Here is a 26,734-nt window from a genome sequence, read left to right as displayed (position 1 = left end):
TTATATGTTTAAAATGGGATATTATTCACGCACTTACTTGAGTAAAATTTTTCTAGTGTAATCCAAAATTTTCTTCTTGTTTCACATTACCTCGTTTAATATCGCTATCTAAATTCTTTAACATATCTTCATATAATTCTTGAAATCTCGTTTCATCCTCATCAGAATAACCTTCGAAAATGACTTTATCAATATTCTCTTCATTAAAATAATAAATTTCATCTTCAACTACACCAATTGGATATTTACATGCTGAATAGTCAAATATATAGCGCTGATTGTCCATTTCTACAATTGGCCCTCTATTGATAATCATAAGTTTCTGAGAACCTTCTTTTAAGTAAATAATGCTGCCTATTGTTTCCATTTAATGCCACCGATCCTTCCTTCGATTTTATTTTGGGTGTATAACAATGCATTCTGAAATAGAATGAAAGAAAATACTAATATAATAAATAGAAAAGTTATAAAGCTAAATTCTCCATACATAATGGGATCTAGTGTACAAAAAATAAAAAGCAGATATCCAACTATATTTAAGAAAACACCTTTTAGTAAATCTTTAGTATTAGGTAATATAAAAGCTTTAATTCGATAGTCATCTAAATTGATACTCATTTTACGTCTGTTTTTTCTATCATTTCTTCCTTTTAATATTAACAAAGGTATAATTGCTAGTAGTATAAAGAAAATAATCCACCATATATTCATGTCAAAGTACATATAATTGATATAAGGTCTTAGGAAAACAGATACTAAAAAGCCTATACCCGTATATCCGCCTATAGCAACTTTCCCCTTATTATTATTACTTACATTAGAAGATTTAATACTATGTAGTTCTTCTTCACTAATTTCTGTTAGCTTATGTCTAGTAATGAAATTTAATAACGGGAATATATAAGTTAATTTATTTCTATTAAGATCAATGATGTAGTACTTATTATCATAATAGACTAATTTATACTTTCTATTATTGACAATAGTATCAATAGTAGTCTTATCGATAAATAATCCACTCCTAAAAATATCTATATTAAAAGCCTGACATAGGATTAACAGTACTTTGGAAATTTTTTAGTGATTCACCTATTTTTTCATTTGCTTTTCTGTATAAATCCACCTGCTTTCTTGCAATTTTTTCCTCTATATCCTTTACAATGTTGAAACCTCCTACTAATAAATTCCCTTCCAATGCAAGGGTAGCTTTTCGTCCTTTCCAATAATCTTTACTTATATCTTTTGTCTTATCAATTGTTGGATCAAATATATTCTGTCCTACCCAGTCTGCTCCAGTTTTTAAGTTATAATCATCCCTTTGATATGCTTTTTCACCTTCTACAGAACCAAATGCCTCTCCTGCAGCTCCACCTACAACCGCAGTTTCTGGTCCTCCAAGAGATCCTACAGCACTTCCTATAATTCCTCCTGCTGTGCTAATTAAAGACACTTCTAAATTATGCGCTAGTGCCTCACCAATCGTTTTATGACTATCATGTAAATCTGTATACATTCCAATTCCAAAACCTAAAATTGGTATAATTTTACCAACTGATATCATGCCTTTCCCGATATTATTATAACTTTTACCATCAACCGTTATTCCATTACTTTTAGATAATATATTCCCAAAATCTTTCATGAGTTCAGACGACCCATTCACTGATAAAACATTAGCCATAATATTTATATCTTCATCAATCTCTTTTTGTACTTTTTTAGGTGTTAAATGAGAAAGTTTTTCTTGTCCGTAGCTGATGATTGTATACATGTCTTTCTTATTTAGTTTCTTGCCGTCTTGTACTTTTTGAAGGATATTTCTAATATCTACTTGAACCGTCTTTTGATGAACCGCTTCTGCCCATTTCATCTTCTTACCAGATGGAATGTCAAATGCTTGTTTACCTGGATTCCAAGACGACTTCGCTTGTTTGATTCCTTCTTCAACGTTTTTTTGAAATGATTCTACCTCTTTAAAAATGTTTGGAGAATCGGAGTTAAACTCCCTTAATTTATCGAGTTTTTCTTTAAGTTTTTGTTTTTGATCTTTTAAACTCCCTACCATCTCTTTATGCGCATTAGTATGTGTAGAAGGACCTTTCATCGCATCTAAATGACTAATTTGATGGTCTAAATTTTTAATGTCCTCTTGTAACTCTGATTCTTTTAAACTTTGTGTATCTACATCAGATTGATATTTATCAACAAACTCGTCACACGCTTGTTGTGTTAACTCTCCTAACGTTTTTATACTCACCGCTAATGGTATGAGTACTGAAGAGAAGAACTGCTTTCCTGAATCGTAAGCTTGACTTTGTAATTCATCTTCTCCAACAAATTTATTTATTTCTTTAACTACATCTTCAGAATCACTAGTTATGTCATTAACTGTACTACTCACATCTGAAGATTGGTTTCTGGATTTACCTAAATACATATCAATACTCATGATGTTAACCTCTCTCTCGTTCTATTTGTAATGATATATTTCGCTTTCTTTCAAGATCATCAATGTCATCGTTGGTTTGTCGAATGGATTGTTCAATATCACTTTGTTGGGCAGACAACTCTCCCATCAATTTATGCTGGGCTGAATGATATGCGCGAGTATTTTCCTCTATTGCACTAAACATTCGACTATCGTAATATCGATCAATTAAATGATTATTGAAGTGTTCTGTTTGATGAATTAAATCTTCATATTCATCTATTAGATTTTCAACTTGCTTTATCTCAGACATTAAATCTTCTACTTGCTCTTGCTTATCTTTAATTAAATGATTGTATTCATCTACTTCCTTTGTCATTCACTTGCTCCTTTAATTCTGGCCAATGTTACTACTTATTGATTGATCGGTTTGTTCAAACGATTCACCTGTTTTTTTAATATGATTACTTGCCTCTTCAATTGCATTAGCAACAGACTTACTTTTCTTCATTAAATTATCTATAGCGTCGTGTGCATTCGAATTGCCTTTGACCGTTGTACTTTCATCTTTAGTCGGCTTAGTGAGGTCATCAAAACCATTGAGAGCTCCCTTTAAACCTGAGAAGATATCATCTATCTTATCTGAATCACTTTTAACTTGACCCATTACATGACTCACGTCCTTCTACTATTATGTATAATTTATTATTAAATACTTTAGTAATTAAAATTCATAAATCACATTTACATAATGAAATTTATCACAAAAATCCAAATAAAAAAGGACTTGTATTCGAGTCCTTTTTATGTTTACTATTAATAAATTTTTAAATTACTACGCTACCTTATTCATTACTAAATACTATCATGTCATCTACTGATCTTTTCTTCTACATATTTTCACACGTATTTTCTTACCTGTAATAGTACACATATTTAAAACGGTAAACATTAAAAAAATACCTAACCAGCAAATATAATATATAATATTGAATCTATTCTCACTTATTTCGTAATAAGGCATAGAAGATAGTAGTGAAAATAAGAAGAAACCAAATAATACAATTATCAAATTCTTAAAGGTAGGAAATAATATTAATTTTTGTTTCTCTTTACTCTCAAACTTCGTAATTTTCAATCTTCTACTTATATACACTCTCAACGCTACAATCGATATAAAACCAATTAAATATATTACAAACATCCATATAGTCGAAAGATACATATCCATCAAGTATGTAATTTTTTTAATATGTCTGGTAATTAATAAACCAGCCCCCGCTATAGCTAAACTATAAGCACTGTTATATCTATTTTTAGTAACATATAAACTATTTAATTCTTCGTAAGTAAGTTCTGTATATTTAATAGGAATCACCCAATTTAACATAGGCAATAAGTAGGAATACCAATGTTGTTCTAGGTCTATCAATAAGTATTTATTATCTTTCTCAACTACTTTGTATCTCGGATTATTATAAATAAGATGTATTCTTGCCATTTGTTGTCTCACTCCAATATCTCAGGTTAATCAAAGATTTTACCGACTGCTTCGTTTGTTTAACTATTTATCTTTTTGAATACATTACTTTTCAACCTGAAGACTATTGAAAGAGAACATGCATCGTAAAATAAGTAACTATAGTTAACTATGCTGAATCGTTGGTCTGTCTTATAGAAACGTTATTCTCTCTTTATCTCTCCTTTATTATAAGCTAAAACGAAATTAAAAAAAATACGACCATGCCCCTAAACATAGTCGTATTTCAAAATTTCGGTTTCTTAATATACAATTTTACCTCAACTAGCGATAAGCGATCTCAACGTCGACTTCATCAAACGCTTCGTCATTGACTATTCCTATGGATCGACGTCTACACCCGCTTCACCACTATCTATTCTTCTGAGTCTACCTCTTCTTCGTGAATAGATTTAACGATCTTCGCAGGAATACCTGCCACGATGGCGTTCTCTGGTACGTCGCGTGTTACGACACTGCCGGCACTCACGACAGCACCTGACTCAATTGTCACACCTGGTAGAACTGATGCGTTCGCACCAATCCAGACATTGTCGCCAATCTTAATCGTTTGTGCTTGTTCGAGTCCTGAATTACGGCGTTCATACGCTAATGGGTGGCTTACTGTGTAGAGGCCTACCCCAGGGCCGAAGAAGACGTTATCGCCAACGATGATACGCCCCGCATCCATAAAGTAGCAATTATGGTTAATAAACACGTTCTTTCCTAAGAAGATGTTATTACCATAATCTACTTGGAATGGTGTTAGTAATTCCAAATTTGTAGGTTGATATGTGAACAATTCTTCGATAATTTCATTTTGAGTTTCTACATCACTCGGTCTTGTATGGTTCAAATCGAAACATAAATCTTTCGCTTTTAAACGATGACGTTGTAGTTCCTCGTCGTTTTCTTGATACCATTCGCCTTCAAGCATTTTTTCCCTTTCAGTCATAGTTATCATTCAATCCTTTCTATTCTGCATAGTGGGTAGAAATGATGTCTATTCTTTCTCCCCTTGTCATTTTCTCCATTATAAAATAAAATCATACACCACTCATCAAATTTTTCAACCCTATCTGACTTCTCATGCCAAAGTATGAGTTAAAAACAGTCCTAGAGACGAATGGCAACGCGCGTTTAACCGCGTACAATAGAAACATAAACTATTAAAGGAGTCAGATATATGAAACGTATACTTCAAGGTATTATCGCTGTACTTATAGTCCTCGGAATAGTGAAGACTTTCTATGACTACGATGCAGGCGTCACTATCAATCGCTATTATCAACAATTTAAACAAGGTGATGTCTTGCCTAATATCGAAAATGTCAATTCCAATAATCTAAAGCACTTTAATCTCGAGGATTTAAGTTTGTCTGACTTCTTTTAGTTTTTAATATAAATCTGTTGCCTGCTCAAATAACTTGATTATCGCTCTCAACATTTAAGAAGTTCATTTGAGCATAACGATAGCGCAGCCGTTCATCAATCGTGAACGCGTCTGCGCTATTTTTAACTTTACTATAACTATTCTACTATAAATCTTATGAAGTAATGTAATCTCCACCGTTAACGTGAATCACATGTCCAGTAATATAAGAGCTATCTGCGTTGGAAGCCAAGAATACATAAGACGGTGCGAGTTCAGCTGGTTGACCACGACGTCCCATCGGCGTTTCGCCACCTTGACCTTCGACTTTCTCTTCGTCAAACGTAGCTGGAATCAATGGTGTGTAAATAGGACCTGGTGCCACCGCGTTCACGCGAATACCTTTCTCAGATAACACTGTCGCGAGTGAACGTGTGAATGACACGATCGCCCCTTTCGTCGCAGAGTAATCGATGAGGTGACCTGAGCCACGGTAGGCCGTTACGCTTGTAGTGTTCACGATGGCATCACCTTCTGACATATGTGGAACTGCGGCTTGAGAGAGGAACATCATGCCGAAGATATTTGTTTCAAACGTCTTCTTCACTTGTTCTGGCGTGATTTCACTGAAGTCATCTTTAGGGAACTGTACTCCGCCGTTATTGACTAAAATGTTTAATTTACCGAAATCACCTACGACTTTATCTACGAGTTGCTGAGATTGTTCAACCTCTCTTAAATCATGGGCATAAGCTTTCGCTTTCACTCCGATTTCCTCTAAACGTTTCACAGTTTCTTCTGCGTCTTCATGTTCATCGTAGTAACCAATTGCGACATTGGCACCTTCTTTCGCAAAGAGGATCGCTACTGAACGTCCAATACCTGAATCTCCACCTGTGATAAGCGCAACCTTACCTTGTAACTTGCCGCCTGCGCGATACGCATCTAACTCAGAGATTGGTCGTGGATCCATGTCTTTCTCAATACCGGGTTGTCTATCTTGTGTGTACCCTTTAATCTTGTCGTGAAATTCCTTTAAATTCATTCCCAAGACCTCCATCAACTTTAAGTTTAACGTTATAAATTTGTACCACTATGCCTGTATTTTAAACATTTTAGTAGTGAAATAGGTTGTTAAAAATATTTCCGTAGCGCACGTTATTGAAGAAGTGTAGTCCTATATATCTTTTCCACTTTTAAAACCTTAAAGCCCCCCCACAACGCCACATCATAAAGCAATCACATTGACTTTTATACCTATAGGGGGTATATTGAAATCGAATCAAGAACGTATCGAAATGGCATAAGGTGGTGAGAATATGGCTGGAAAAAATGAAACACTCACACTAGGAATAGAAGGCATGAGTTGCGCAGCATGTTCAAATCGTATCGAGAAGAATTTAAACAAGCTTGAAGACGTGGAAGCGAATGTGAATTTATCTACAGAACAAGCGACGATTTCCTACCCTAAACGCGCATACACGCTCAACGACTTCGTTCAAACTATAGAGAAGACAGGTTATCACGTCATTACAGATTCTACTGAACTTGCTGTGTTAGGTATGACCTGTGCGGCTTGTTCGAGTCGTATTGAGAAAGTGCTTAACAAGATGCCTGGCGTGGCTGAAGCTAACGTGAACCTAACGACCGAGAAAGCTCGGGTCGATTACGTTCCTGCTCAATATGATGTGCGTGATCTCATCGCTCGCATTCAACAATTAGGTTACGATGCCGAACTTGAATCCGATGAACAATCCAGTGAAAGCGATCGTAAGCAGCGTGAACTCCGTCATAAAGCAATTAAACTCGTCATATCAGCTATCATTACGTTGCCGTTGCTCTTAACGATGTTAACGCATCTCTTTGGCATTCAGTTACCTCATCTGTTGATGAATCCGTATTTCCAACTTGTGCTTGCGAGTCTCGTGCAGTTTGGTATAGGTTGGCAGTTCTATACTGGCGCTTATAAAAGTCTGTGCAGTGGCTCTGCTAATATGGACGTCCTCGTTGCTTTAGGAACGAGCGCGGCCTATTTTTACAGTTTATATGAAACGATTATTTGGATCGTTCATCCGCAAACGACGCCACACCTCTATTATGAAACGAGCGCGGTATTAATCACTCTCATTTTACTCGGAAAGTACTTAGAGGCACGTGCGAAATCACAAACGACCTCAGCATTAACTCAATTGCTTAACTTGCAGGCGAAAGAAGCGCGTCTCATAGATAACGGAGAAGAACGCATGGTCCCAGTCGAACAGTTACAAGAGGGGCAAACGCTCAAAGTTAAACCTGGAGAAAGCGTCCCGGTAGACGGTGTCGTATTAAGTGGCGAAACGACGGTGGATGAATCCATGCTCACAGGAGAATCCATGCCTATTCGTAAATCTACGGATGACGAGGTCGTCGGTGGCACAATGAACCAGAATGGCACGTTCACGATGCGGACGACGCACGTCGGAAAGGATACTGCCCTCGCTTCTATCGTCAAGACCGTGGAGACTGCCCAAGGTTCGAAAGCACCGATTCAACGTCTGGCAGATAAGATTTCTGGTTACTTTGTACCTATCGTCGTGTCGATTGCTGTCCTCACTTTCTTAGTCTGGATCACGTTGGTTAACTACGGCGATGTGGAAGCTGCCTTAATCGCTGGCATCTCCGTGCTGGTCATTGCCTGCCCTTGTGCACTCGGTTTAGCAACGCCGACGTCCATTATGGTAGGTACTGGTAAAGCGGCCGAATCCGGTATCCTTTTTAAAGGTGGAGAGTTTGTCGAACAAGCACATAATGTTGATACACTTGTCTTAGATAAAACGGGCACGCTAACGCATGGCAAACCGGAAGTGACGTCTTATACAGGCGATAACGAAACACTTCAACTTATCGCAAGTCTGGAACAACAATCTGAGCATCCGCTTGCGACAGCGATAGTGGAATATGCGAAAGCTTCTGGCGTATCGCTTATGAATCCTACTGAATTCAAAGCAATACCCGGCCGCGGAATCCAAGGTCGCGTCGATGATCACTCAATTCACGTGGGTAATCGACAACTTTTACTAGAACAAGGTATCGACGTGGCGCAATCAGACTTAGCTGACGTTGAAGCATCTGAAAGTCAAGCTCAAACGACGATGCTCATCGCTGTAGATGGCACGTATCGAGGCTATATCGCTGTAGCTGACCCGATTAAAAGCTCTGCCCGCTCTGCGATTGAACAGCTCAACGCTATGGGTGTCGAAGTCATGATGCTGACGGGTGATAACTCCAAAGTGGCTCAAGCGATTGCTCAAGAAGCAGGTATCGATGATGTGATCGCGGAAGTGAAACCGGAAGACAAAGCACATCAGATTCAAACACTACAAGCTCAAGGTAAGAAAGTGGCGATGGTCGGTGATGGTATCAACGACGCCCCTGCTTTAGTACAAGCAGACATCGGTATTGCGATTGGCACAGGGACTGAGGTAGCGATTGAAGCTGCCGATATTACGATTATGGGTGACGACCTTCACCTCTTGCCTCAAGCGTTACGCGCGAGTCGCTCTACGATTCGCAACATCCGTCAGAACTTATTCTGGGCGCTAGGTTACAATGTGGCAGGCATCCCTATCGCTGCATGTGGCTTACTTGCGCCATGGGTTGCAGGTCTCGCAATGGCATTAAGCTCAGTTAGTGTGGTAACCAACGCTTTACGTTTGAAACGTATGAAATTATAGTAAGATGTATAGAATAGTAAAAGGAGACGATAAGATGGCTAACCAAACAATTCAAGTTGAAGGTATGAGTTGTGAACATTGTAAAAATGCGGTAGAAACTGCATTGAAAGATTTAGATGGCGTATCTCAAGCTGAAGTGAGTTTAGAACAAGGTCAAGTTAACGTTGATTACGATGATAATAAAGTTGACTTTGAAGATATGAGAGATGCGATTGAAGATCAAGGTTATGATGTGAACGCTTAATTGAAAGAAAGCTGGCGGAGAGATTGTTTCTTCTGCCAGCTTTTTCTATTGGATTTAATTCACTCTAAATGGTGTGTCTCCTGTTTGAATCACTTGAAGGGTAGCGTCGAGTGCATCGACAATGAGATTCTTCACTGCTGCATCTGTATAGAATGCAATATGTGGTGACACGAGGACATCTGAACGTTCAATTAAATGTACGAGTGTGTCATCTTGTAGTTCAGTACCACGCTGATCGCTTGGGAATAACCCCTTTTCACCCTCATAAGTATCGAGAGCTGCGCCTGCTAAATGGCCACTATCTAAATATGCCAACAATGCTTGTGTCTCAACGACAGAACCACGTGCACAGTTAATGAAATAAGCGCCCTCTTTAAATGCTTTAAACACCTCATCATTAAATAAGTAGCGATTGTCCGCGCTGCCAGGAACATGCACTGTAACAATATCTGCATCTCGCACCGCTTCTTCAAGCGAAGATTGATATTCAACAATTTCAGAAAGCGCATTATCTGGCTCTAAATCATAGCCTACAACCCGCGCATTAAAGCCTTTCGCAAAGATTTCTACCACTTGACTGCCAATGCGTCCTGTCCCGATAACCGCTACAGTTAAATCTTGAATTGAACGTGACATGATAGAGGGTTCCCAACGAAAGTCATAATTCGCCGTCTTTGTTTGGATTGCCGATGTCTTGCGTACTAAGTTCAATGCTTGCATTACCGTGTACTCAGCAATAGAGCGCGGTGAATACGATGGTACATTCGTGATGATGAGGTCATATTTGCGAGCTAAGTCTAAATCTAAGAAATCGTAACCAGCGCTACGTTGAGCTAATTGCTTAATGCCAAACTCATGTAATTTTTGAAAAATCGTTTCACTTAATGGGATTTGTTGGGAAATCGACACGCCATCAAAGCCTTGCACTGTATCTACATTATCATCGTTTAAAATCTCAGCAGTTTCTTCTATTTCTACATTATGCTTCGTCTTCCATTCATCAATAAAAGGTCGATCTTCAGGTCTTACTCCAAATAATTTAATCGTTGTCATAAATCATTCTCCCCTCTTTAACTATTGTTCATACAGTGATGCTAAGGAACTGAGGCGCTCCATTGCTTCATCTAATTGGTCATCTTCGAGCGCGAGCGATACGCGTATATAATGGCGTCCATTCTCACCGAATGGTATACCAGGCGCTACGAGTATTGATTGTTCTTGTAGTAAATATTGTACAAATGCTTCTCCATCGTAACCTGGTGGCGTTGGCAGCCAGATAAAGATACCACCCTTCATAGGTTCGAATGGTATGCCACTTTCTCGTAGTTTCTGCTCAATCTTATCTCTTCGACGCTTAAACTTGGCGTTCTGTTCGACTAAGAAATCATCGCAATGATTGAGTGCATAGGTTGCCGCATCCTGCAAAGCGCCAAACATGCCTGCGTGTGTGTGCGTTTGGTACTTCTTCAACGCTGCAATCATATTTTTATTTCCTACAGCGAAGCCCACACGAAATCCTGACATATTGAATCCTTTTGATAGCGAGAAGATTTCGATTGCGACATCTTTGGCGCCTTCTACTTGGAGAATGCTAGGGTTCGGCGCATCGAAACCAAAGGCACTATAGGCAAAGTCATGCACGATACGCGTTGGGGTATTTTTAAAAAGCTGAATAGCTTCCTCAAACGTTTCAAGTGTCGCCACCGAACCTGTAGGATTATTCGGATAAGTTAAATAAACAAGCTTCGTATTGGACATAATATCTGAAGGCACACGCGTCCAATCTGGCAAATAATGCGGTGGATCAAGTTGAAGGGGTACAGGAATCGCATCTGCTAGTAGCACGCCAGCCAAATAATCTGTGTAGCCTGGATCCGGTAATAACACGTTCTCCCCTGGATTCACGATACTCGTAGGTAAGCCGACAAGCCCATTCTTCGTGCCATATAAGATACAAACTTCTGCTTCAGGATCTAACTCAACCTCATAATGTCGTTTGTAGAATTGAACGATAGCTTGTTTAAAGGTTGCTTTACCGTGAAAGGCGCCATACTTTTGATTCTCAGGTTGATATAACGCCTCGGCAAATGTATCTAGAATACCGCGTGGCGTCTCACCGTCAGGCACACCTACCGCCATATTAATCAACGGTAGCGGACCATGTTTCACTTCCTGCCCCATCGTCTTTCCAAAGTAACTATCGGGTACTCGTGCTAATCGTCGTGAATATTCCATCTATCAGCCTCCTCACTGTTGTTGTAGGTAGTCAAATAGCTACGGTAATAAATTTCAGAATATTAGGTAATATTTTACCAGACTTTGAGCTATTCGAGTAGTAGCAATATTACCTTTTTCAGTAAAATGTGTGATGATATCTCTAAAGTATGACTGATGAAAATGAACAGTTAACGAATTCGCTAAAAAAGATTCACCCTATTGATATCCACTACAAAATTAATAATAACTCTCACCTGGATCCGCACAAAATAAAAAAAGCCGTCTCATGAGAGACGACTTGAATGTTCTCGGCTTAGTACCAACCGTGAGTGTTACGGAAATTGATTGCGTTATTGATTGAACCGTAACGTTGGTTAACGTAGTTTAAGAAACCTTTCGTTTGTTGAGCTACTGAACCTTTACCCCAAGCTTCTTTAGTTTGTCCTAAACCGCTGTAACCATATTGGTTAACGATGTTTGGATTACCACCTGATTCAGGCATAATAATTGAGTTCCATGCTTCTTCAGTACCACCGTTAGCTAAGAATTGTGCTTTCACTGAACCACCTGAAGTAGATGCAGATGATGTTGAAGTTTGAGCAGTTGAGTAACCATAGTAAGAAGATGTTGAACCAGAGTTAGTGCTGTAATTTGAAGTTTGTGGTGCAGAAACAGCTTGAACGTGAGTATTGCTTGATTGTTGTGTATAAGCAACAGTGTTCATGCTTGATTCTGTATAAGATTGTGTTGAGTAATTAGCTGTTGGTGCAGAGTAGAATGAAGTTTGTGCTGAACCTTGACCAGCTACTTCATAACTCCATGACCAAGTTGAACCATTTGAAGTGAAGTTAAAGTCATAACCTTCATATGTGAAATGGTAGTCGTAAGCACCTTCTTGAATTGGTGCAGCGTTTAATTGTTCAGGGTGATTTAAAGCTAAGTCAGCTAAGTGTGCTTTATCAATATTTAATTCAGAAGCGTGTGCTTCGTTATGTCCGTCTACTAATGAGTAACCTGCTACTCCTAATGCTACTGTTAAAGATGATGCTAAGATTGTCTTCTTCATAATTAAAAAAGGCCTCCAAGTATTTAATCTTTTATATTCTAAATTATTATATTCGTTGTGCTAGTTTGTATTTGGCAAGTCTTGTTTTGACCATACTCAATATACCACAGTAATGAGGCAGTTTTATTACGGTACCTTAACAAAAAGTTACAATAGCATTTTCAAACTGTAACACAAGAATCATTTTGCGTCACAATGTAATAAATTTAAAATAGAAAACCTTTCACTCAGACTAGATTTTATAAGGTCTCGACACTGTCATCACAGTTTTCGATGGAAGAAGATTATTGTTACAAGACATCGTTCTGTTACAAAACTGTAATATCCCAATTACTTAAAATAATTATCTTCTATCTACCCCGCTTGCAATGTAAGGAAATCGAACGAAATACGCGTTACGTAAAAAAGCACTACGTCGACTTTCCTTGAAAATCAACGTAGTGCTGTGAGTTTGTCTCCACCTCAACGCTTACAATTCGAATTTATAAATATCATTCGTATAAAGCTTCAATACTTTTACGTAGAAGAGGTTAATCAACCAACCAAAGAAGAACGGAATAACAAAGAACGCGATGAAGACTAAGATACCTGATACGATTGGCGGATGTTCTAAGAATCGGAATGCGTTAATTGGACCAATCAAACCGATAATACCGAAACCGGCAGACTCTTTCGTACCTCCTGTACCTATGAGTGCGCCACCTAAACCAGTGATGACCGCATTGGTGAATACCGGTAGTAGCATAATTGGGTGCTTGATCATGTTAGGTAACATCATTTTCACGCCCCCAAGGAAGATCGTAAGTGGCACACCTGCACGGTTCACTTTCATCGTACCCCATACGAGTACCGCTTCAGCCGCAACCACACCCATCGACGCTGAACCTGCCGCAAGCCCGTTGATTCCGATAGCCAGTGAAATCGCAACTGTCGATAATGGTGAAATGATGATGAAACTGTATGATAGTGCGATTAAGATTGACATGAGAATCGGCTGTAATTCTGTAAAATGATTAATCATCTGACCGATACTTGTCGTAATATAGCGTACATAGGGTAGTGTGAGTAATCCTAAGAAACCTGCACCGCCACCAGCAATAATCGGTAAGAAAATGAGACCTAAACTGCCGACACGCTCACCCATGATTAATATGATCAGTACCGCAATCCCTGCAGTAATAATCGCATTGATTAAATCGCCTACTCCGGCTAGAACCCATACTTGTCCTTTCAATTGTGCAACGCCACTACCTACAAAGGTCGCACTCGCCACTACAACCGTTGCCAGTGGATTGAGTTTAAACTTGATTGCGATAGCTGTACCAATTAAAGCTGGAATGGTGAATTGAATACTTTGAACGATGTGTAACAAATTTAAGAAGAAAGGATATTTCGGCGCTAACGCCTTAAAGATTTCTCCTAATATCGCATTGGGAATTAACCCTGCTAAGATCGCGATGGCTACCCCCGATAGTAAATTATTTCCGAATGTTTTGATGCTCATATGCTTCATAGATGTCTCCTCCATAAATTAAATAATATTAACTATACCACAGGTTCGCAATTTTCAGAATATTAATTTCGAAACTTTTTCTAATTTCTTTCAAAAATGCGTCACTCCTTACCATTGCCTCATCTTTACAATTTTAAAATAGATAGTTTATTTATACGTTGCACACTTACATGTTTTAACATTTCTATACAGTGGAAAATATATTAAGTATATGAGAATTAAGTCATTCACTCTTTCTTCGCTACATACAACGAGAATTCAACGCATTGATGACTATAACGTTGGACGATTGAATCTTCTACATTCATCAATTTAACTTAAATCTTCAAATCACTAATAATAAGGAGAGAATCACTTTGAACTGGATATCGATTATACTCTTTATCATCGTCGTCGGTGGTGTCTCTGTTTACGCTTATGTACGTTCGAAACGCGTGAACACGGACAATACTGACGGTTTCTTTATGGGCGGCAGAAGTCTCACTGGTTTCACTGTCGCATCAACCATTATTATGACCAATCTTTCTACGGAACAGATTGTCGGTCAGAATGGTCAGAGTTACTCAGTTGGTATGGAAGTTATGGCGTGGGAAGTGACAGCTGCCGTTGCGGTTGTGTTACTCGCTTGGGTCTTCCTGCCTAAATATTTACGCTACGGCGTAACGACGATTTCTGAGTTTCTGGAGATGCGTTACGATAGCTTTACGAAAAAGCTCGTTTCCATACTCTTTATCATCACCTACGTGCTATCATTCTTGCCGGTTGTCTTGTACTCCGGTTCGTTAGTGTTTAATAAAATGTTCCACGTGAGTGACTACCTTGACGTCAGCAATAATACCGCAGTTATCATTATTTCATCTGTCATCGGTATTATCGGCATTATTTATCTCTTCGTCGGCGGTTTGTCACTCAGTGCATTCAGCGACACTTTATATGGTATCGCGCTTATCATCGGTGGTCTTGCCATTACCATCCTCGGTCTAGGTCATCTCGGAAACGGCAACTTCTTACACGGCTTCGACCACATCGTGCAACATACACCAGAGAAATTGAACGGTTGGGGCGCTGTTGATTCTAGCGTCGTACCTTGGTCAACCCTCTTCTTCGGTATGTTCTTTAACAACTTGTTCTTCTGGTGCGGGAACCAAATGATTGTTCAGAAAGCACTTGCGGCGAAGAACCTGAAAGAGTCCCAGAAAGGTGCGATTTACTTAAGTTTATTCAAAGTTTTCGGCCCTATTTTCACCGTGATACCGGGTGTCATCGCATTTAACATGTTTGGCAGTCATATCAGTACATCTGACAATGCCTTTCCGAAATTGTTGAGCACGGTGCTACCTGATTGGGCTTACGGTCTCTTCGGTGCGATTATCTTTGGTGCCATCTTGAGTTCGTTCGTCGGCTCACTCAACAGTACATCAACGCTCTTTACGCTAGACTTTTACAAACCACTTGTAGGTCGCAAAGCTTCAGATAAGCACGTGGCCATCGTCGGGCATGTGGCTACGGTGTTGATCGGTGCTATCGTAGTAATTATCGCGCCGTTGATCTCACTCTTCCCAAGTGGCTTGTATGCAGTTGTACAACAGTTTAACGGTATTTACAGTATGCCGTTGTTGGTATTGATACTGGTTGGTTTCTTTGCTAAAAGGACTTCGAAACTCGGGGCTAAAGTAGCTTTAATCACACATATCGTGTTATACGGTGCTTTAACTTATTTCTTACCGCACGTTCATTATTTATACTTCTTTAGTGTGCTGTTCTTTGTTGATCTCATTATTGTGTTGATCTTCAATAAAGTGAAACCGTCTGATGAGTTAGACTTGAAATCTAATTATGCCAAAGTCGATATGACACCTTGGAAGTATCGTTATATCGCAGGTGCTATCGTACTCTTGCTCGTAGTGTTAAGCTACGTCATCTTCTCACCAATCGGATTAGCTAAGTAGGGGGAGCAGGACAGAAATCTATTTGATTTCGTTGTCCTGCCCCCGCGAGGCTGACTAGAGTTCAAAAAAGGTGTAACCCTTTTTTGAATTCAGACAGCTACACATCTCCTAACCCTTACCCATAAATACAAATTGACCCGCAGATGCATGATACAATACATCTGCGGGTCTTTATTAAGTCATTATACTTTAACATTGAGGTGCTCAATTCGAATGCTTATACTTATCGTCACAATTCCATTTGCTATCATTACTTATGCTTTTCATTACATGTTGCAACATCATCTTATTGATGAACGCAATAAATGGATGGGCTATCGAACGCCTCGTTCTATGAAAAACCCACTTCACTGGAAATATGCGCAACACTACTTTGTACAAGTCAGTAAACAACTGACGATGTTGTTCTCTATTATCGGCGTCATCTGGTTAATTGTCGACTTCATGTTTCATTTCAACGAATGGTCGTTATACATACAATTTGGCGTAGTTGCCATTTATACGATTCTGATCTTTATCATGACCGAAGCACGTCTCAAACAATTGGACTAATATTCTTTTTAAACTACAAATCATACAAACTTTCTTCACCATCGGGCAACTGGTCAACGAAAGCAGCGGGATCCTCAGCATAACGATTACCGACGCCGCCTTTCATACGTTGAAAGTGCAGATGAGGACCCGTAGTCATTTTACCTGTGTTACCAGAATAAGCTACAATATCTCCCGCCTTAACGTGATCGCCTACTTCAACATTGTAGTCGTGAAGATGCATATACCACTGATGATGCTGGCCGTCCGCTTCAGCTATCTGCAATACTTTGCCGCCAAGCTTATCTGTAAAAATGCGCGTGACTTCGCCATCTGTCGCAGCTTTGACAGGTGTCTTCTTCGGCAATGCGTAATCGATGCCATAGTGCTTCCCTTTCAATCGATCATTGCGATACTCGCCAAAGGTTTCTGTCTCTCTACTTTGACGTTCATATTTGAGATGAAAGGCAGTCTGTAAATCTTGCGTCTGCTTTAACTTAAGTACAAGTTCGACGACGAGAAAAATAGCGGCGCCACCTAGTAGAAGAAATCCTATCCACTTGAATAAATGCCTCATAATATTTCACAACCTCTTTAAATTACCATTGTTGACGCGCAATCCAGCGGTCGAGCGTTAATCTATCTGGATTGATGTCTGTCATCAAATCGAAATCCACTTTGTATCCTTTCTCTTCTAACCAAGAACGTTCAGCCGTTCCACTCGTGAATGTACCACGAATTGACGTCGGAACCCCTGTCACCGTTTCAAACGTATCCACTATTTGATTAAGTGTTAACTCATCAGAGGCAATTTCTAGACTTTGACCATCATATTGTTGCGGATGTTCGAATACATGCAGTGCAATTTGCGCAATATCACGTGTTGAAATCATCGCAAATGGAATATCTGGCGTAATAAACTCAGGAATATATAAATGGTTCTCGTCTTTCTGCACAATACGTAAGAAATTGTCCATAAAGAAGGACGGTTTGACTAAAGTGTAATGTAAATCACTATCTGTAAGCTCATTCTCAAGTTGCGCCAAGATTTCAAAGTGAGGCCCCGTACGATCACGGTTCACCCCGCCGGCCGTACTGTAAACGATATGTTCAATACCTTGTGCCTTAGCACTCTTCATAATATTGCGTCCTTGTTGTAATTCGACTTGCACGTCATCGCGATTGATCGGCTGCACACTGTACACGCCGTCCACATCGCTCATCGCATCCCGTAAATCGTCTTCACTATTTAAATCTCCTTCAAAGATTTCTAGACGCTCAGAGTCGAGTGCTTTCAAACGCTCGTTCTCTTTATTTCTTGTAAAAGCGCGCACACTATATTCTCTCTCAAGCAATGCTTGAACCACCGCATAGCCTTGCTTACCTGTTGCACCTATCACTAATATCTTCTTCATCGCTTTCTCCAGTCCTTTCATCGCTTTAATCTAAATTTCACTTTTGTTGAATATCCACGTTTTAAATTGATAATTCATCTTAAATCTATGCCAGCGTCACGTCAATTGATTAAACTTTCGCTTGGCAGAACAACACCGACTTTCGTCCAATTTTGTCACTTTTCCATGCGAATCATTTTGAAAATGTGTATAACAAGATTTATATTATAAAAGATGAATGTAAAAGTGCCATAGTTCATCGTAAGATTTATTTATCACATTCAGGGTAAAATATGTAAAACAAAACAATATTTCTGAAAACAGAATAGCTTCATATTACAAAGGAGGCAATACAATGAAAACAGTATTGATTACTGGCGGGAATAAAGGACTCGGCTATGAAACAGCGAGACAGCTCATCGACAAAGGTTATCAAGTCATCATCGGTTCCCGTAATTTAGAACGTGGTCGCCAAGCAGCACAAGAACTTGGCGCAGATGTCGTAGAATTGGATGTCACTTCCGACGACTCTGTCATACAAGCCGCTAAACATATTCAATCTCAGTATGGACACATCGATATTTTAATCAACAACGCTGGTATTTCAGGCACCTTCGATAAACCTGAGGCGCTAACAGCTGATGATCTCTATCCTGTGTATAACACGAACGTCTTTGGTATCGTACGCATGATGCATAACTTCGTGCCATTGCTCGAATCCTCTTCACAACCTGTCGTAGTGAACGTCAGCAGCGGTTTAGGCTCCTTTGGTATGGTCAACAATCCAGAATCTGCGGAATCTCAAGTGAATTCTCTCGCTTATTGTTCATCGAAATCTGCCGTAACGATGTTGACGGTCCAATATGCGAAGAGCCTGACAAATATGCAAATCAATGCGGCTGACCCAGGTTCAACGAATACAGATTTAGTTGGCGATTTCAGCAATAATTCGAAACCGGCTTCTGAAGGTGTGATCTCTATCGTGAAACTCGCTACTATTGATGCGGACGGTCCAACAGGTACGTTTATCGATGCGAACGGCACGATGCCTTGGTAAGTGAATTGCCCTTTTATTAAAGATTCTGTGACATTGAGTAAAAGTGTCGTTGGGAGTAGAAGATACACAGTTTAAATGCATTACACTGAATTTATACCAAGCGCTTTTACCCATACCTACCACACGGCTGTCAGTAAAAGACAAAGCACTTGAAGATGACTTTGAGAGATGCAACTGAAGTTAATCAATGGGAGGATAACTTATGAAATCAATTACGTTTGAAGAACACTATGTTGTAAACGACATCCAACAAGAAACGCTCAACAATGTGGAATTTGACGACAATGGCGTACCACTTAAAGCGATGTTACAAGCACTATCAGAGGAAACAAGATTTGATAACGATGATGTGCTTGAAAGTGACGACAATCACGACAAACGCTTGCGCTTCATGGACGCACAAGATGTGCAATACCAGGTCCTATCCTATGGGAATACACCACCGTCACTCGTATCTGGTGAGAAATCTATTGAACTCTGCCGTAAAGCGAACGACAAACTTTATGATTATATTCAACGATATCCAGATCGTTTCTTAGGATTTGCGACGTTGCCTATCAATGAACCTGAAGCTGCAGCTGAAGAACTCAAACGTTGTATCAAGGAACTCGACTTTAAAGGGGCACTCATCGCAGGTCGCACGAACAATCAATTCCTAGAAACGTCCGACTTTGAAATCGTCTTTGCGACAGGAGCAGATCTTGATGTCCCAATTTACGTGCATCCAGCAGTCCTACCTGCGAAGAACTATCAAGACTATTATGCGAGCGATGCCTATGATGATGTCGTCGCTTCGACCTTTGCATCATTTGGTTTCGGTTGGCATATGGATGTTGGTATTCAAGCGGTTCGACTCGTGTTAAGTGGTCTATTTGATCGTCATCCTAATCTTAAACTTATCATTGGACACTGGGGTGAATTTGTCCCATTCTTCTTAGATCGCATGGATCAAGCGCTCGTCGCTCGTGATTTGAAGAAACCCGTGAGCCAATACTTTAAAGATCATTTCTATATCACACCAAGTGGTATGTTGACGCAGCCCCAATTCGACATGGTACGTCATTACTTTGGCGACGATCATATTCTTTACTCAGCCGACTATCCTTACATTCAACCTGAAACATTAGGTGCGTTTTTAGAAGAACTCGACGTCGATCAAGAGACGAAAGAGAAGATTGCTTATGGCAATGCAGAACGACTTTTAAACCTTAAATAAATAGCTAAAAGAGGGATACAAATGGAAACAATTCAATTAACAGACGCGAACGTACGCTATCACAAACTCGGTAAAGGGCCAGTGCTCATCCTCATTCCAGGAGCGAATGGGACAGGCGACATCTTCATGCCTTTAGCAAAACAAATCGCAGACCACTTCACAGTCATTGCGATTGACCGCCGTGGATTTGGTCAGAGCGAACTCACAGCACCTCTTCCAGAAGAAGCTGCTGACCCACATAGCCAATATCGTGTTAAAAGAGATGCGCAAGATATTGCTGAAATTGCGCAACGAGAAAGTGATGAACCGGTTTACGTGCTCGGTTCTAGCTCAGGTGCGATCGTAGCGATGCATGTCTTGAAAGAACACCCTGATGTTGTGAAACACATCGCTTTCCACGAACCACCGATTAATACATTTTTACCTGACCGAGATTATTGGCAACAGAAAAATAACGAAATCGTGGATACTGCATTAAATGACAGCATGGCAAAAGCGATGGAAATCTTTGGCAAAGCGTTGAATGTCGCAGAAATCGATCGTCAAGCTATGGCAAAACCAACTCAAAATAACGACGACGCTCAACAAAATCAACGCGTGCAAGAAATGTTAAATTGGTTCAAATATGAAATTCGCCAATATACGACATCTGATATTCAGCTCAGTGACTTCAAACCTTATCTTGACCGTATCACTCTACTCAATGGGGAAGCGTCGAAAGGTTCGTTCCCACAAGACGTCAATAACTATATCGCTGAACAAACGGGTCTCGACATCGTTGAAATTCCTGGTGGTCATCTAGGCTACGTTCAAGACCCTGAAGGCTTTGCGAAAGTGTTGCTTAAAGTGTGGCCGAAATAAATGGAGACCCAACGTTTCCTTCAACCTAACCCACCGCTAAGCATCGAAGACATTGTCGCTCGAGAAAATATTAAAGAGTTTATCACGTATGAACGTTTCTGTCGTGATAACAGTTTATGGGATGGCATGCGCACCTGCTTCACTTCCGATTCTGAAATCAATATTTCATGGTTTAAAGGAACCGGTGACGAATTTGTCGACCATTCTCAAGCAATGCAACGTTATGCGCCACATCAAATTTACAACATTCAAGTGTGGCAGAATGGTGCACGTGCGATTGCTGTGATGCAAGCAACGATTCAATCTCGACTCGATATTGAGAGTGAGACATACGAGCTGCAGTCAGACGCAAAGATTATTTATCGTGTTGTGAAGCAAGAGGAGACGTGGCGCATTCAACATTTAGATTGCGTTTATGAGCAAGATCGTTTGGTGTCGGTACTTCCTACATCATCAACCTTTGATCGTAGTGCACTCGCGCCCTATCGTAAGGGTTATGCTTGCTTGTCTTATTGCCTCAATTATCTCGGTTACGACGTCAATCATCAGTTGATCGGTATCGATCAGCCGGAAACGTTAGAAGACTTTTATGTAGAACTAGACGCGTGGCTCATGCGTGATAGCGAGTAGTTTGTAGGCATTTTAACTAGAGATATATTAGGTTCATGAGTTAAATTTTATTCCAAAATAAATCTTTGTACCTCCAAGTCTGAAAAGAATCTTGTCTAATATGTTTAGAATAAGATTCAACGGGCATGCAAGGAATGTAGGTAACAGTATTCCCATTAATCATCTTAAGGAGGTATGTCAAATGGCTGAGAACAATATGAGTTATGAAGAAGCTGGCAAAAAAGGTGGCGAACAAACTGCTGAGAACCACAGCAAAGAATTCTACCAAGACATCGGCGAAAAAGGTGGCGACCATGCGAATGGTAAAGCGACTAAAGCCGAAGCCGGTCAGAAAGGCGGTATGCACGCTAGCGGTAAGATGACGAACGAAGAAGCAGGTCAAAAAGGCGGCGAGCAAACTGCTGAGAACCACGACAAAGAATTCTATCAAGATATTGGTGAAAAAGGCGGCGACAACGCGAACCAATAAATAGGATGATATGATTGTTCCTCTGCTCGGAGGAGACCCAAACCCAACTTCTAATCGCACTCCCTTTAGAAGTCCCAACTCCTACCCGAATATGAGGAACACTTTTCTAAGACAACATCTTTAGATGATTAATCCATTCATACTAACCTAACCCTAAACGATATTCTATAACCTACCCATAATCAAAACCTCAGCGCGAACTCTCCCCAATCCCAGGAGTAGCGTTGAGGCTTTCTTATTTTTACATATAATAAAAAGCGAGGAACACCTCGCCCAATAATTGGACTTAGGCTCCCCCGCTTTTACAAAAGGACTAGGCTTCGAAAGAAAGTCAAACTATGTAATCTGCCGACTCCTCAATCTAGCCCCTTGCTTCAACTCAAATTGAAAACTTATTGCATGTTATTTTTAACAAAGTTCAACATATCACCAGTTAAAGGTACAGAGCCATTCGCATCTTTGCCTGCACCACCATAGTGAATACCGATGAGTTGACGTTTCTTGTTGAACACACCAGAACCTGAGTTGCCTCCAACAGTACTGGCATCGTACTCTAAATGACTACCATCATTCTTCGTAATCTTACCAATACTTTCCCACATTGTACTTAACGGTTTGTCACCAGGATAACCTGTGATAGTCATGCGTTCGCCCACTTTAGATTGTTGCGCATCTGCCATATTTGCAGGGCGTACGACATCACCGATACTTTGTCCTTTATCATTCTTGTCAAAATGTACGACAGCTAAGTCTTGGTCTCCAGGATAGCGAACAATATTGTTCGATTTGAACTGACCTTTAGGGAAATTATTCTGACCATTCGCTGCTGGCATCGCTGTTACACTATCGTTCTTTACAACGTGTTTGTTCGTTAACATTGTGTTCTTACCTACAACGACACCTGAGGCAATACCGCCGTCACCCATATCAACGAAACATAACGATTGATAGTGACCATGTGTCGTTCCTGGGATGCGATGTCTATTGTTGTTAGGTAATATTATTTCATTTTGAAAATGACCTTCAGGAATTTGCGCGTTACGTGGTTGTTCGTTGTTCGCAGCAGGTTGTTCTTGTTTAGGTTCTTGTGCTGCCGCAGTTGCTGCTTTTTGTTGTTTTTGCTTATCTTGTTGTGCTTGAGGCGCTTGTTGTTGTGAAGGTTGTTGTGCTTTGTCTTGTTGTTGAGGTTGCTGTGTTTGATTATTTTGTGGTGCTTGTTTCTGCTGCGGTTGTTGTTTGTTATTAACTTGAGATGCTTGATCTTGCGTAGCTGTGTGGTTAGAGTGTGTTGCTTTGTGATCTTGTTGTGGTGCATCTTGAGAAGTTTGAGGTTGTTTAGATTGTGTTGCAGTTGCTTGATCTTGTTGTGCAGATTTTTGTTTTTCATTTGTCGCTACATCTTGTGATTGTGCTTTATCTGCATCTGCCTGAGAGGAGGTATCTTGTGCAGAATCTTCCTCTGTAGCTTGTTGATGCGCTCCAACTTGAGATGACTTCGTTTCAGGAGTGGCTTGCTGTGACTTCTTGCCTTGATCTACTTGTGCTGTGGCTATTTGATGTGTCGCCACATCTTGTTGATTGTCTTGTTGTTGAATTTCTTCAGCTGAAGCGTGACCTGCGCCTATTCCAAGGCCGCATGCTAGAGTTACAATTAACGAAATGACATACTTTTTGAGATTCATCTAATTCCTCCTTTTCTAACTCTATCTATAATTTAAACTGAAAGGAAGAAATATACAAGTTTTGTTATATTTTTAAATATACTTATTAATACTTTTATATAAAAAATAGACAGTGTCTATATAGTGGGGCATACAATATATTCGTTATACATATCTTGTTATTACATCACCCTTTTCCCGATACTAAAAAAAACGTCCACCAACTCAACTGGGCACCGTTAAGTATCAGTCCCCTTGTAAGTCAGTGAACGCTGTTAGTCATGTTAACCATTTAAAATGATCTGCATAGAACGGTCGACACTATGTGCGTACATACCACCAAATTTCAATAAATGAACCATTAAGATATACAATTTGTAGAACTCGATGCGGAAGTCTGCACCTTCACTTAATGGATAGTGTTTATCGTAGGCTTCGTAGAACTCAGGGCTAAATGCACCGAAAGCTTTAGTCACACCGAGATCAAACTCTCGATCACCGTAAAATGGTGACGGATCAAATAATGCTGGCGAACCATCTTTCAAGTACATATGGTTACCGCCCCACATATCACCGTGTAATAGCGATGGTTTACTACGATGTTGCTCAAGCGCTTGAACCATAACGTCACGCACTTCTTGATACGTTTCACGATCCGCTTCAGTCCAATTTCCTTGCTCGATCAATCCTTCACATAACACGTCCATACGCTGATTGATAAAGAGCTCACTCCACGTGTCACACCAGTCATTGTCGAAAGAATGATCTCCGCCTTCATGTGGCATTTCGAAACCAAAGCGACCCTCTGGCTGCTGATTGCTATGCATCTTAGCCACTAATTTCGCTAGATCACGTTGATCACCGCGACCCCCTTCCTCGAGATACGTGAGCAAGAGATAAGCGTCACCCTCTATTTCACCACTTCCAACGACTTGCGGTGCAGTAATACCCGCTTCTTCAAACTTCTCTAATCCAGCAATTTCTGCTGCATAGAAATCTTCTGAGCGATTGGGTTGTACGAGTAGGAAGTACGTATCATCAGCAGTTTCCACTTTATAAGCCTGATTGACATCCCCACCACTCACTGGCTGAATACGTTGAATATGATTCACCGGAAGTTGTTCTTGCCATACTTGTTTCATATCGACGCCTCCTCGATCGTTATCTTATACATTCCTTTATACCTTTTTTCGTGGTGATTTAATCTTTATCATTGATCTGAGCTTAGTCAATACAAGCTACATATGTTATAGGTAAAATGCGATTTCAACTCGTTTAGATTTTTCCACCCTCCTTAGCTGATAAAATGATTTGTGTCAGAACAACAACTTTCATTTATAATACCTATGAAAGCGACACATAACATGCTAATCTTAAAGAGATACATATGGTAAAAATGCGAAACAGTACATCAACGACACCAAATGGCTCTCTGAAACTTTAACCAAGCTGTTCGCGAAAATTTCATTAAAATGGAGCGTTGAATATGTATAAGTTAATTAAACCTATTCTTTTTAAAATGGATCCTGAACAAGCGCACGGCCGAATGATGCGCGCACTGAAAATCGTTCAAAAACACCCCAATTTACTCTCAATGATTGACCGTATCTTCCATTATAAAAATGAGATGCTCGCTCAAGACGTTGCTGGCATTCATTTTACTAATCCGGTAGGTCTGGCGGCTGGCTTTGACAAATCATGTGAAGTTCCTAAAGCGCTTCAGTATAGTGGCTTCGGCGCCCTTGAACTCGGTGGTATTACACCTAAACCACAACCTGGTAACCCGAAACCGCGTATGTACCGTCTCCCTGAAGACCGCGCCCTCATTAACCGCATGGGCTTCAACAATATCGGTATGAACAAAGCGCTCAGCAATCTTCGTCGCCATAGCTATGAGCTGCCGATTGGTATCAATGTTGGTGTGAATAAAATGACGGCCTACGAAGAGCGTTACCAAGACTACATCAAAGTACTCGATACGTTTAAGAATGACGCGACGTTCTTCACAATTAACATCAGCTCACCTAACACAGCGAACTTGCAGAACTTCCACGACAAAGATGAGTTCTCAATGCTAACGAAGGCGATCAAAGACTATCGTGAGAATCACGAGTTGTCACAACCGATCTTCTTGAAACTGACTTCAGATTTAGAACTCGAAGGTTTCAAACACATTCTCGACCCTATCGTCGACACGTTCGATGGCGTAGTGTTAGCGAACACGACACAACAACGTGACGGCTTACAATCCGAGAATCGTAGCGAAGGCGGTGGCTTAAGTGGTCGTCCACTCTTCGAACGCCACCGCGACCTCGTACGATGGGCTTACCAACAAACGAAAGGTACATTCCCAATTATCGCGACAGGCGGTATCTTTAGTGCAGAAGATGCGATTGAGATGATGCGCAACGGTGCGTCACTCGTGCAGATATATAGTTCGCTCGTTTACGAAGGTCCAGGTCTCACTGCTAAAATCAATAAAGACATCGTTAAATACCTGAAACAACAAGGATACCATAACGTTTCTGACCTCATTGGCTTAGACGCGTAAGGTAATGCACACGCTCACATTCACTTAGTTGGATGTGAGCGTTTTGGTTTGTGGAGAAATGGTGTGGCGTTTTTTGATGGTGGTAGTATTTTAGAAAATCCTCGCTAACCCCCAATACGCAGTATTGCAATCTCGATACGTTCTAATTAAAAATAAAAAAATAGTGTGTGATGATTATGTTGTTGTACGTTTGAAAGATATAGTTCAGAGTATCCGCAATACAAGTGCAGGGCAACGGCGATACTCCTGAGGGATGAAGGGCGCAGCGAAAATCCATTTTTTGAGCTGAAAAGCGATAAAAATTAGTTGAGGGTCGCGGTAGCTGACTGAATTCGAGAAGGCA

At 40.2% G+C, this 26,734-nt stretch carries 27 protein-coding genes; 11 read left to right on the top strand and 16 right to left on the bottom strand.

The window, feature by feature from the left end:
- Nucleotides 1–52: 52 nt before the first annotated feature.
- The 7 genes from HMPREF2802_RS03515 to HMPREF2802_RS03485 all read right to left on the bottom strand — a co-directional run bounded on the left by HMPREF2802_RS03515 (nt 53) and on the right by HMPREF2802_RS03485 (nt 4,902).
- Nucleotides 53–367, bottom strand: a complete 315-nt coding sequence (locus tag HMPREF2802_RS03515; RefSeq protein WP_049407920.1) for a DUF4176 domain-containing protein — start codon at nt 365–367, stop codon at nt 53–55.
- Nucleotides 355–984 carry a DUF443 family protein gene (locus HMPREF2802_RS12455; RefSeq protein WP_369008187.1) on the bottom strand — a complete coding sequence of 210 codons (630 nt, stop codon included), beginning with the start codon at nt 982–984 and terminating at the stop codon, nt 355–357. The genes HMPREF2802_RS03515 and HMPREF2802_RS12455 overlap by 13 nt, the downstream gene beginning before the upstream one ends.
- Before the next feature lie 52 nt (nt 985–1,036).
- Nucleotides 1,037–2,449 carry an LXG domain-containing protein gene (locus HMPREF2802_RS03505; RefSeq protein WP_070502775.1) on the bottom strand — a complete coding sequence of 471 codons (1,413 nt, stop codon included), beginning with the start codon at nt 2,447–2,449 and terminating at the stop codon, nt 1,037–1,039.
- Nucleotides 2,450–2,453: 4 nt separating this feature from the next.
- Nucleotides 2,454–2,807, bottom strand: a complete 354-nt coding sequence (locus HMPREF2802_RS03500; RefSeq protein ID WP_070502774.1) for a DUF3958 family protein — start codon at nt 2,805–2,807, stop codon at nt 2,454–2,456.
- Nucleotides 2,808–2,819: 12 nt separating this feature from the next.
- Complete coding sequence (locus HMPREF2802_RS03495; RefSeq protein WP_070502773.1) at nt 2,820–3,095, bottom strand: TIGR04197 family type VII secretion effector; 276 nt, start codon at nt 3,093–3,095, stop codon at nt 2,820–2,822.
- A 207-nt stretch (nt 3,096–3,302) separates the two neighbouring features.
- Nucleotides 3,303–3,929 carry a DUF443 family protein gene (locus tag HMPREF2802_RS03490; RefSeq protein ID WP_070502772.1) on the bottom strand — a complete coding sequence of 209 codons (627 nt, stop codon included), beginning with the start codon at nt 3,927–3,929 and terminating at the stop codon, nt 3,303–3,305.
- Nucleotides 3,930–4,323: 394 nt separating this feature from the next.
- Nucleotides 4,324–4,902 (bottom strand): sugar O-acetyltransferase, encoded by a 579-nt coding sequence (locus HMPREF2802_RS03485; protein WP_070502771.1) that lies wholly within the window; start codon nt 4,900–4,902, stop codon nt 4,324–4,326.
- A 231-nt stretch (nt 4,903–5,133) separates the two neighbouring features.
- On the opposite strand from HMPREF2802_RS03485, the gene HMPREF2802_RS03480 reads away from it, so the two are divergent.
- Nucleotides 5,134–5,340: a hypothetical protein gene (locus tag HMPREF2802_RS03480; RefSeq protein WP_070502770.1), complete on the top strand. Its 207-nt coding sequence runs from the start codon at nt 5,134–5,136 to the stop codon at nt 5,338–5,340.
- 154 nt (nt 5,341–5,494) lie between these two features.
- On the opposite strand, the gene HMPREF2802_RS03475 is transcribed toward HMPREF2802_RS03480, so the two are convergent.
- Nucleotides 5,495–6,364, bottom strand: coding sequence for an SDR family oxidoreductase (locus HMPREF2802_RS03475; RefSeq protein WP_002471419.1), 870 nt, complete (start codon nt 6,362–6,364; stop codon nt 5,495–5,497).
- Nucleotides 6,365–6,638: 274 nt separating this feature from the next.
- On the opposite strand from HMPREF2802_RS03475, the gene HMPREF2802_RS03470 reads away from it, so the two are divergent.
- Together HMPREF2802_RS03470 and copZ are read left to right on the top strand one after the other, a co-directional pair.
- On the top strand, nt 6,639–9,032 hold the full coding sequence (locus tag HMPREF2802_RS03470; protein WP_070502769.1) for a heavy metal translocating P-type ATPase: 2,394 nt from the start codon (nt 6,639–6,641) through the stop codon (nt 9,030–9,032).
- A 34-nt stretch (nt 9,033–9,066) separates the two neighbouring features.
- Nucleotides 9,067–9,276 carry a copper chaperone CopZ gene (gene copZ / locus HMPREF2802_RS03465; protein ID WP_070502768.1) on the top strand — a complete coding sequence of 70 codons (210 nt, stop codon included), beginning with the start codon at nt 9,067–9,069 and terminating at the stop codon, nt 9,274–9,276.
- Between the two features lie 54 nt (nt 9,277–9,330).
- On the opposite strand, the gene HMPREF2802_RS03460 is transcribed toward copZ, so the two are convergent.
- The 4 genes from HMPREF2802_RS03460 to HMPREF2802_RS03445 form a co-directional block, all read right to left on the bottom strand.
- A complete protein-coding gene (locus HMPREF2802_RS03460; RefSeq protein WP_070502767.1) occupies nt 9,331–10,329 on the bottom strand; it encodes a D-lactate dehydrogenase in 999 nt (332 codons plus the stop codon).
- 21 nt (nt 10,330–10,350) lie between these two features.
- Nucleotides 10,351–11,511 (bottom strand): aminotransferase class I/II-fold pyridoxal phosphate-dependent enzyme, encoded by a 1,161-nt coding sequence (locus HMPREF2802_RS03455; RefSeq protein WP_070502766.1) that lies wholly within the window; start codon nt 11,509–11,511, stop codon nt 10,351–10,353.
- Nucleotides 11,512–11,806: 295 nt separating this feature from the next.
- Nucleotides 11,807–12,559, bottom strand: coding sequence for an aggregation-promoting factor C-terminal-like domain-containing protein (locus HMPREF2802_RS03450; RefSeq protein WP_070502765.1), 753 nt, complete (start codon nt 12,557–12,559; stop codon nt 11,807–11,809).
- A 469-nt stretch (nt 12,560–13,028) separates the two neighbouring features.
- Nucleotides 13,029–14,072 (bottom strand): PTS sugar transporter subunit IIC, encoded by a 1,044-nt coding sequence (locus HMPREF2802_RS03445; RefSeq protein ID WP_070502764.1) that lies wholly within the window; start codon nt 14,070–14,072, stop codon nt 13,029–13,031.
- A 356-nt stretch (nt 14,073–14,428) separates the two neighbouring features.
- Between HMPREF2802_RS03445 and HMPREF2802_RS03440 the strand changes: the two genes are divergently transcribed.
- Entirely contained in the window at nt 14,429–16,021 is a 1,593-nt protein-coding gene (locus HMPREF2802_RS03440; protein ID WP_070502763.1) for a solute:sodium symporter family transporter, read from the top strand.
- A 213-nt stretch (nt 16,022–16,234) separates the two neighbouring features.
- Nucleotides 16,235–16,573: an SdpI family protein gene (locus tag HMPREF2802_RS03435; RefSeq protein ID WP_070502762.1), complete on the top strand. Its 339-nt coding sequence runs from the start codon at nt 16,235–16,237 to the stop codon at nt 16,571–16,573.
- A gap of 13 nt (nt 16,574–16,586) precedes the next feature.
- Here the strand turns inward: HMPREF2802_RS03435 and HMPREF2802_RS03430 are convergent, their stop codons facing one another.
- Both HMPREF2802_RS03430 and HMPREF2802_RS03425 read right to left on the bottom strand, forming a co-directional pair.
- Nucleotides 16,587–17,129 carry a M23 family metallopeptidase gene (locus tag HMPREF2802_RS03430; RefSeq protein WP_070502761.1) on the bottom strand — a complete coding sequence of 181 codons (543 nt, stop codon included), beginning with the start codon at nt 17,127–17,129 and terminating at the stop codon, nt 16,587–16,589.
- Nucleotides 17,130–17,151: 22 nt separating this feature from the next.
- Entirely contained in the window at nt 17,152–17,967 is an 816-nt protein-coding gene (locus HMPREF2802_RS03425; protein WP_070502814.1) for an NmrA/HSCARG family protein, read from the bottom strand.
- Nucleotides 17,968–18,301: 334 nt separating this feature from the next.
- Between HMPREF2802_RS03425 and HMPREF2802_RS03420 the strand changes: the two genes are divergently transcribed.
- The 5 genes from HMPREF2802_RS03420 to HMPREF2802_RS03400 all read left to right on the top strand — a co-directional run bounded on the left by HMPREF2802_RS03420 (nt 18,302) and on the right by HMPREF2802_RS03400 (nt 22,179).
- On the top strand, nt 18,302–19,003 hold the full coding sequence (locus tag HMPREF2802_RS03420) for an SDR family NAD(P)-dependent oxidoreductase (protein ID WP_070502760.1): 702 nt from the start codon (nt 18,302–18,304) through the stop codon (nt 19,001–19,003).
- Between the two features lie 202 nt (nt 19,004–19,205).
- Entirely contained in the window at nt 19,206–20,219 is a 1,014-nt protein-coding gene (locus tag HMPREF2802_RS03415; protein ID WP_070502759.1) for an amidohydrolase family protein, read from the top strand.
- A 21-nt stretch (nt 20,220–20,240) separates the two neighbouring features.
- On the top strand, nt 20,241–21,080 hold the full coding sequence (locus HMPREF2802_RS03410; protein ID WP_070502758.1) for an alpha/beta fold hydrolase: 840 nt from the start codon (nt 20,241–20,243) through the stop codon (nt 21,078–21,080).
- Nucleotides 21,081–21,710 carry a nuclear transport factor 2 family protein gene (locus tag HMPREF2802_RS03405; RefSeq protein ID WP_070502757.1) on the top strand — a complete coding sequence of 210 codons (630 nt, stop codon included), beginning with the start codon at nt 21,081–21,083 and terminating at the stop codon, nt 21,708–21,710.
- Nucleotides 21,711–21,891: 181 nt separating this feature from the next.
- The gene (locus HMPREF2802_RS03400; RefSeq protein ID WP_070502756.1) at nt 21,892–22,179 is read left to right on the top strand and encodes a general stress protein; all 288 of its coding nucleotides are present in this window, start codon (nt 21,892–21,894) and stop codon (nt 22,177–22,179) included.
- Between the two features lie 392 nt (nt 22,180–22,571).
- On the opposite strand, the gene HMPREF2802_RS03395 is transcribed toward HMPREF2802_RS03400, so the two are convergent.
- Together HMPREF2802_RS03395 and HMPREF2802_RS03390 are read right to left on the bottom strand one after the other, a co-directional pair.
- A complete protein-coding gene (locus HMPREF2802_RS03395) occupies nt 22,572–23,861 on the bottom strand; it encodes a trypsin-like serine peptidase (protein WP_070502755.1) in 1,290 nt (429 codons plus the stop codon).
- Nucleotides 23,862–24,124: 263 nt separating this feature from the next.
- Nucleotides 24,125–24,982 (bottom strand): fructosamine kinase family protein, encoded by an 858-nt coding sequence (locus HMPREF2802_RS03390; protein ID WP_070502754.1) that lies wholly within the window; start codon nt 24,980–24,982, stop codon nt 24,125–24,127.
- Between the two features lie 344 nt (nt 24,983–25,326).
- Here HMPREF2802_RS03390 and HMPREF2802_RS03385 point away from each other — a divergent pair, with 344 nt between their 5' ends.
- Nucleotides 25,327–26,391, top strand: coding sequence for a quinone-dependent dihydroorotate dehydrogenase (locus HMPREF2802_RS03385; protein ID WP_070502753.1), 1,065 nt, complete (start codon nt 25,327–25,329; stop codon nt 26,389–26,391).
- Nucleotides 26,392–26,734 lie beyond the last annotated feature (343 nt).

This window comes from Staphylococcus sp. HMSC071G07 (genome assembly GCF_001811435.1).
Lineage (GTDB): Bacteria > Bacillota > Bacilli > Staphylococcales > Staphylococcaceae > Staphylococcus > Staphylococcus pettenkoferi.
This window is presented reverse-complemented; position numbering and strand designations above follow the sequence as displayed.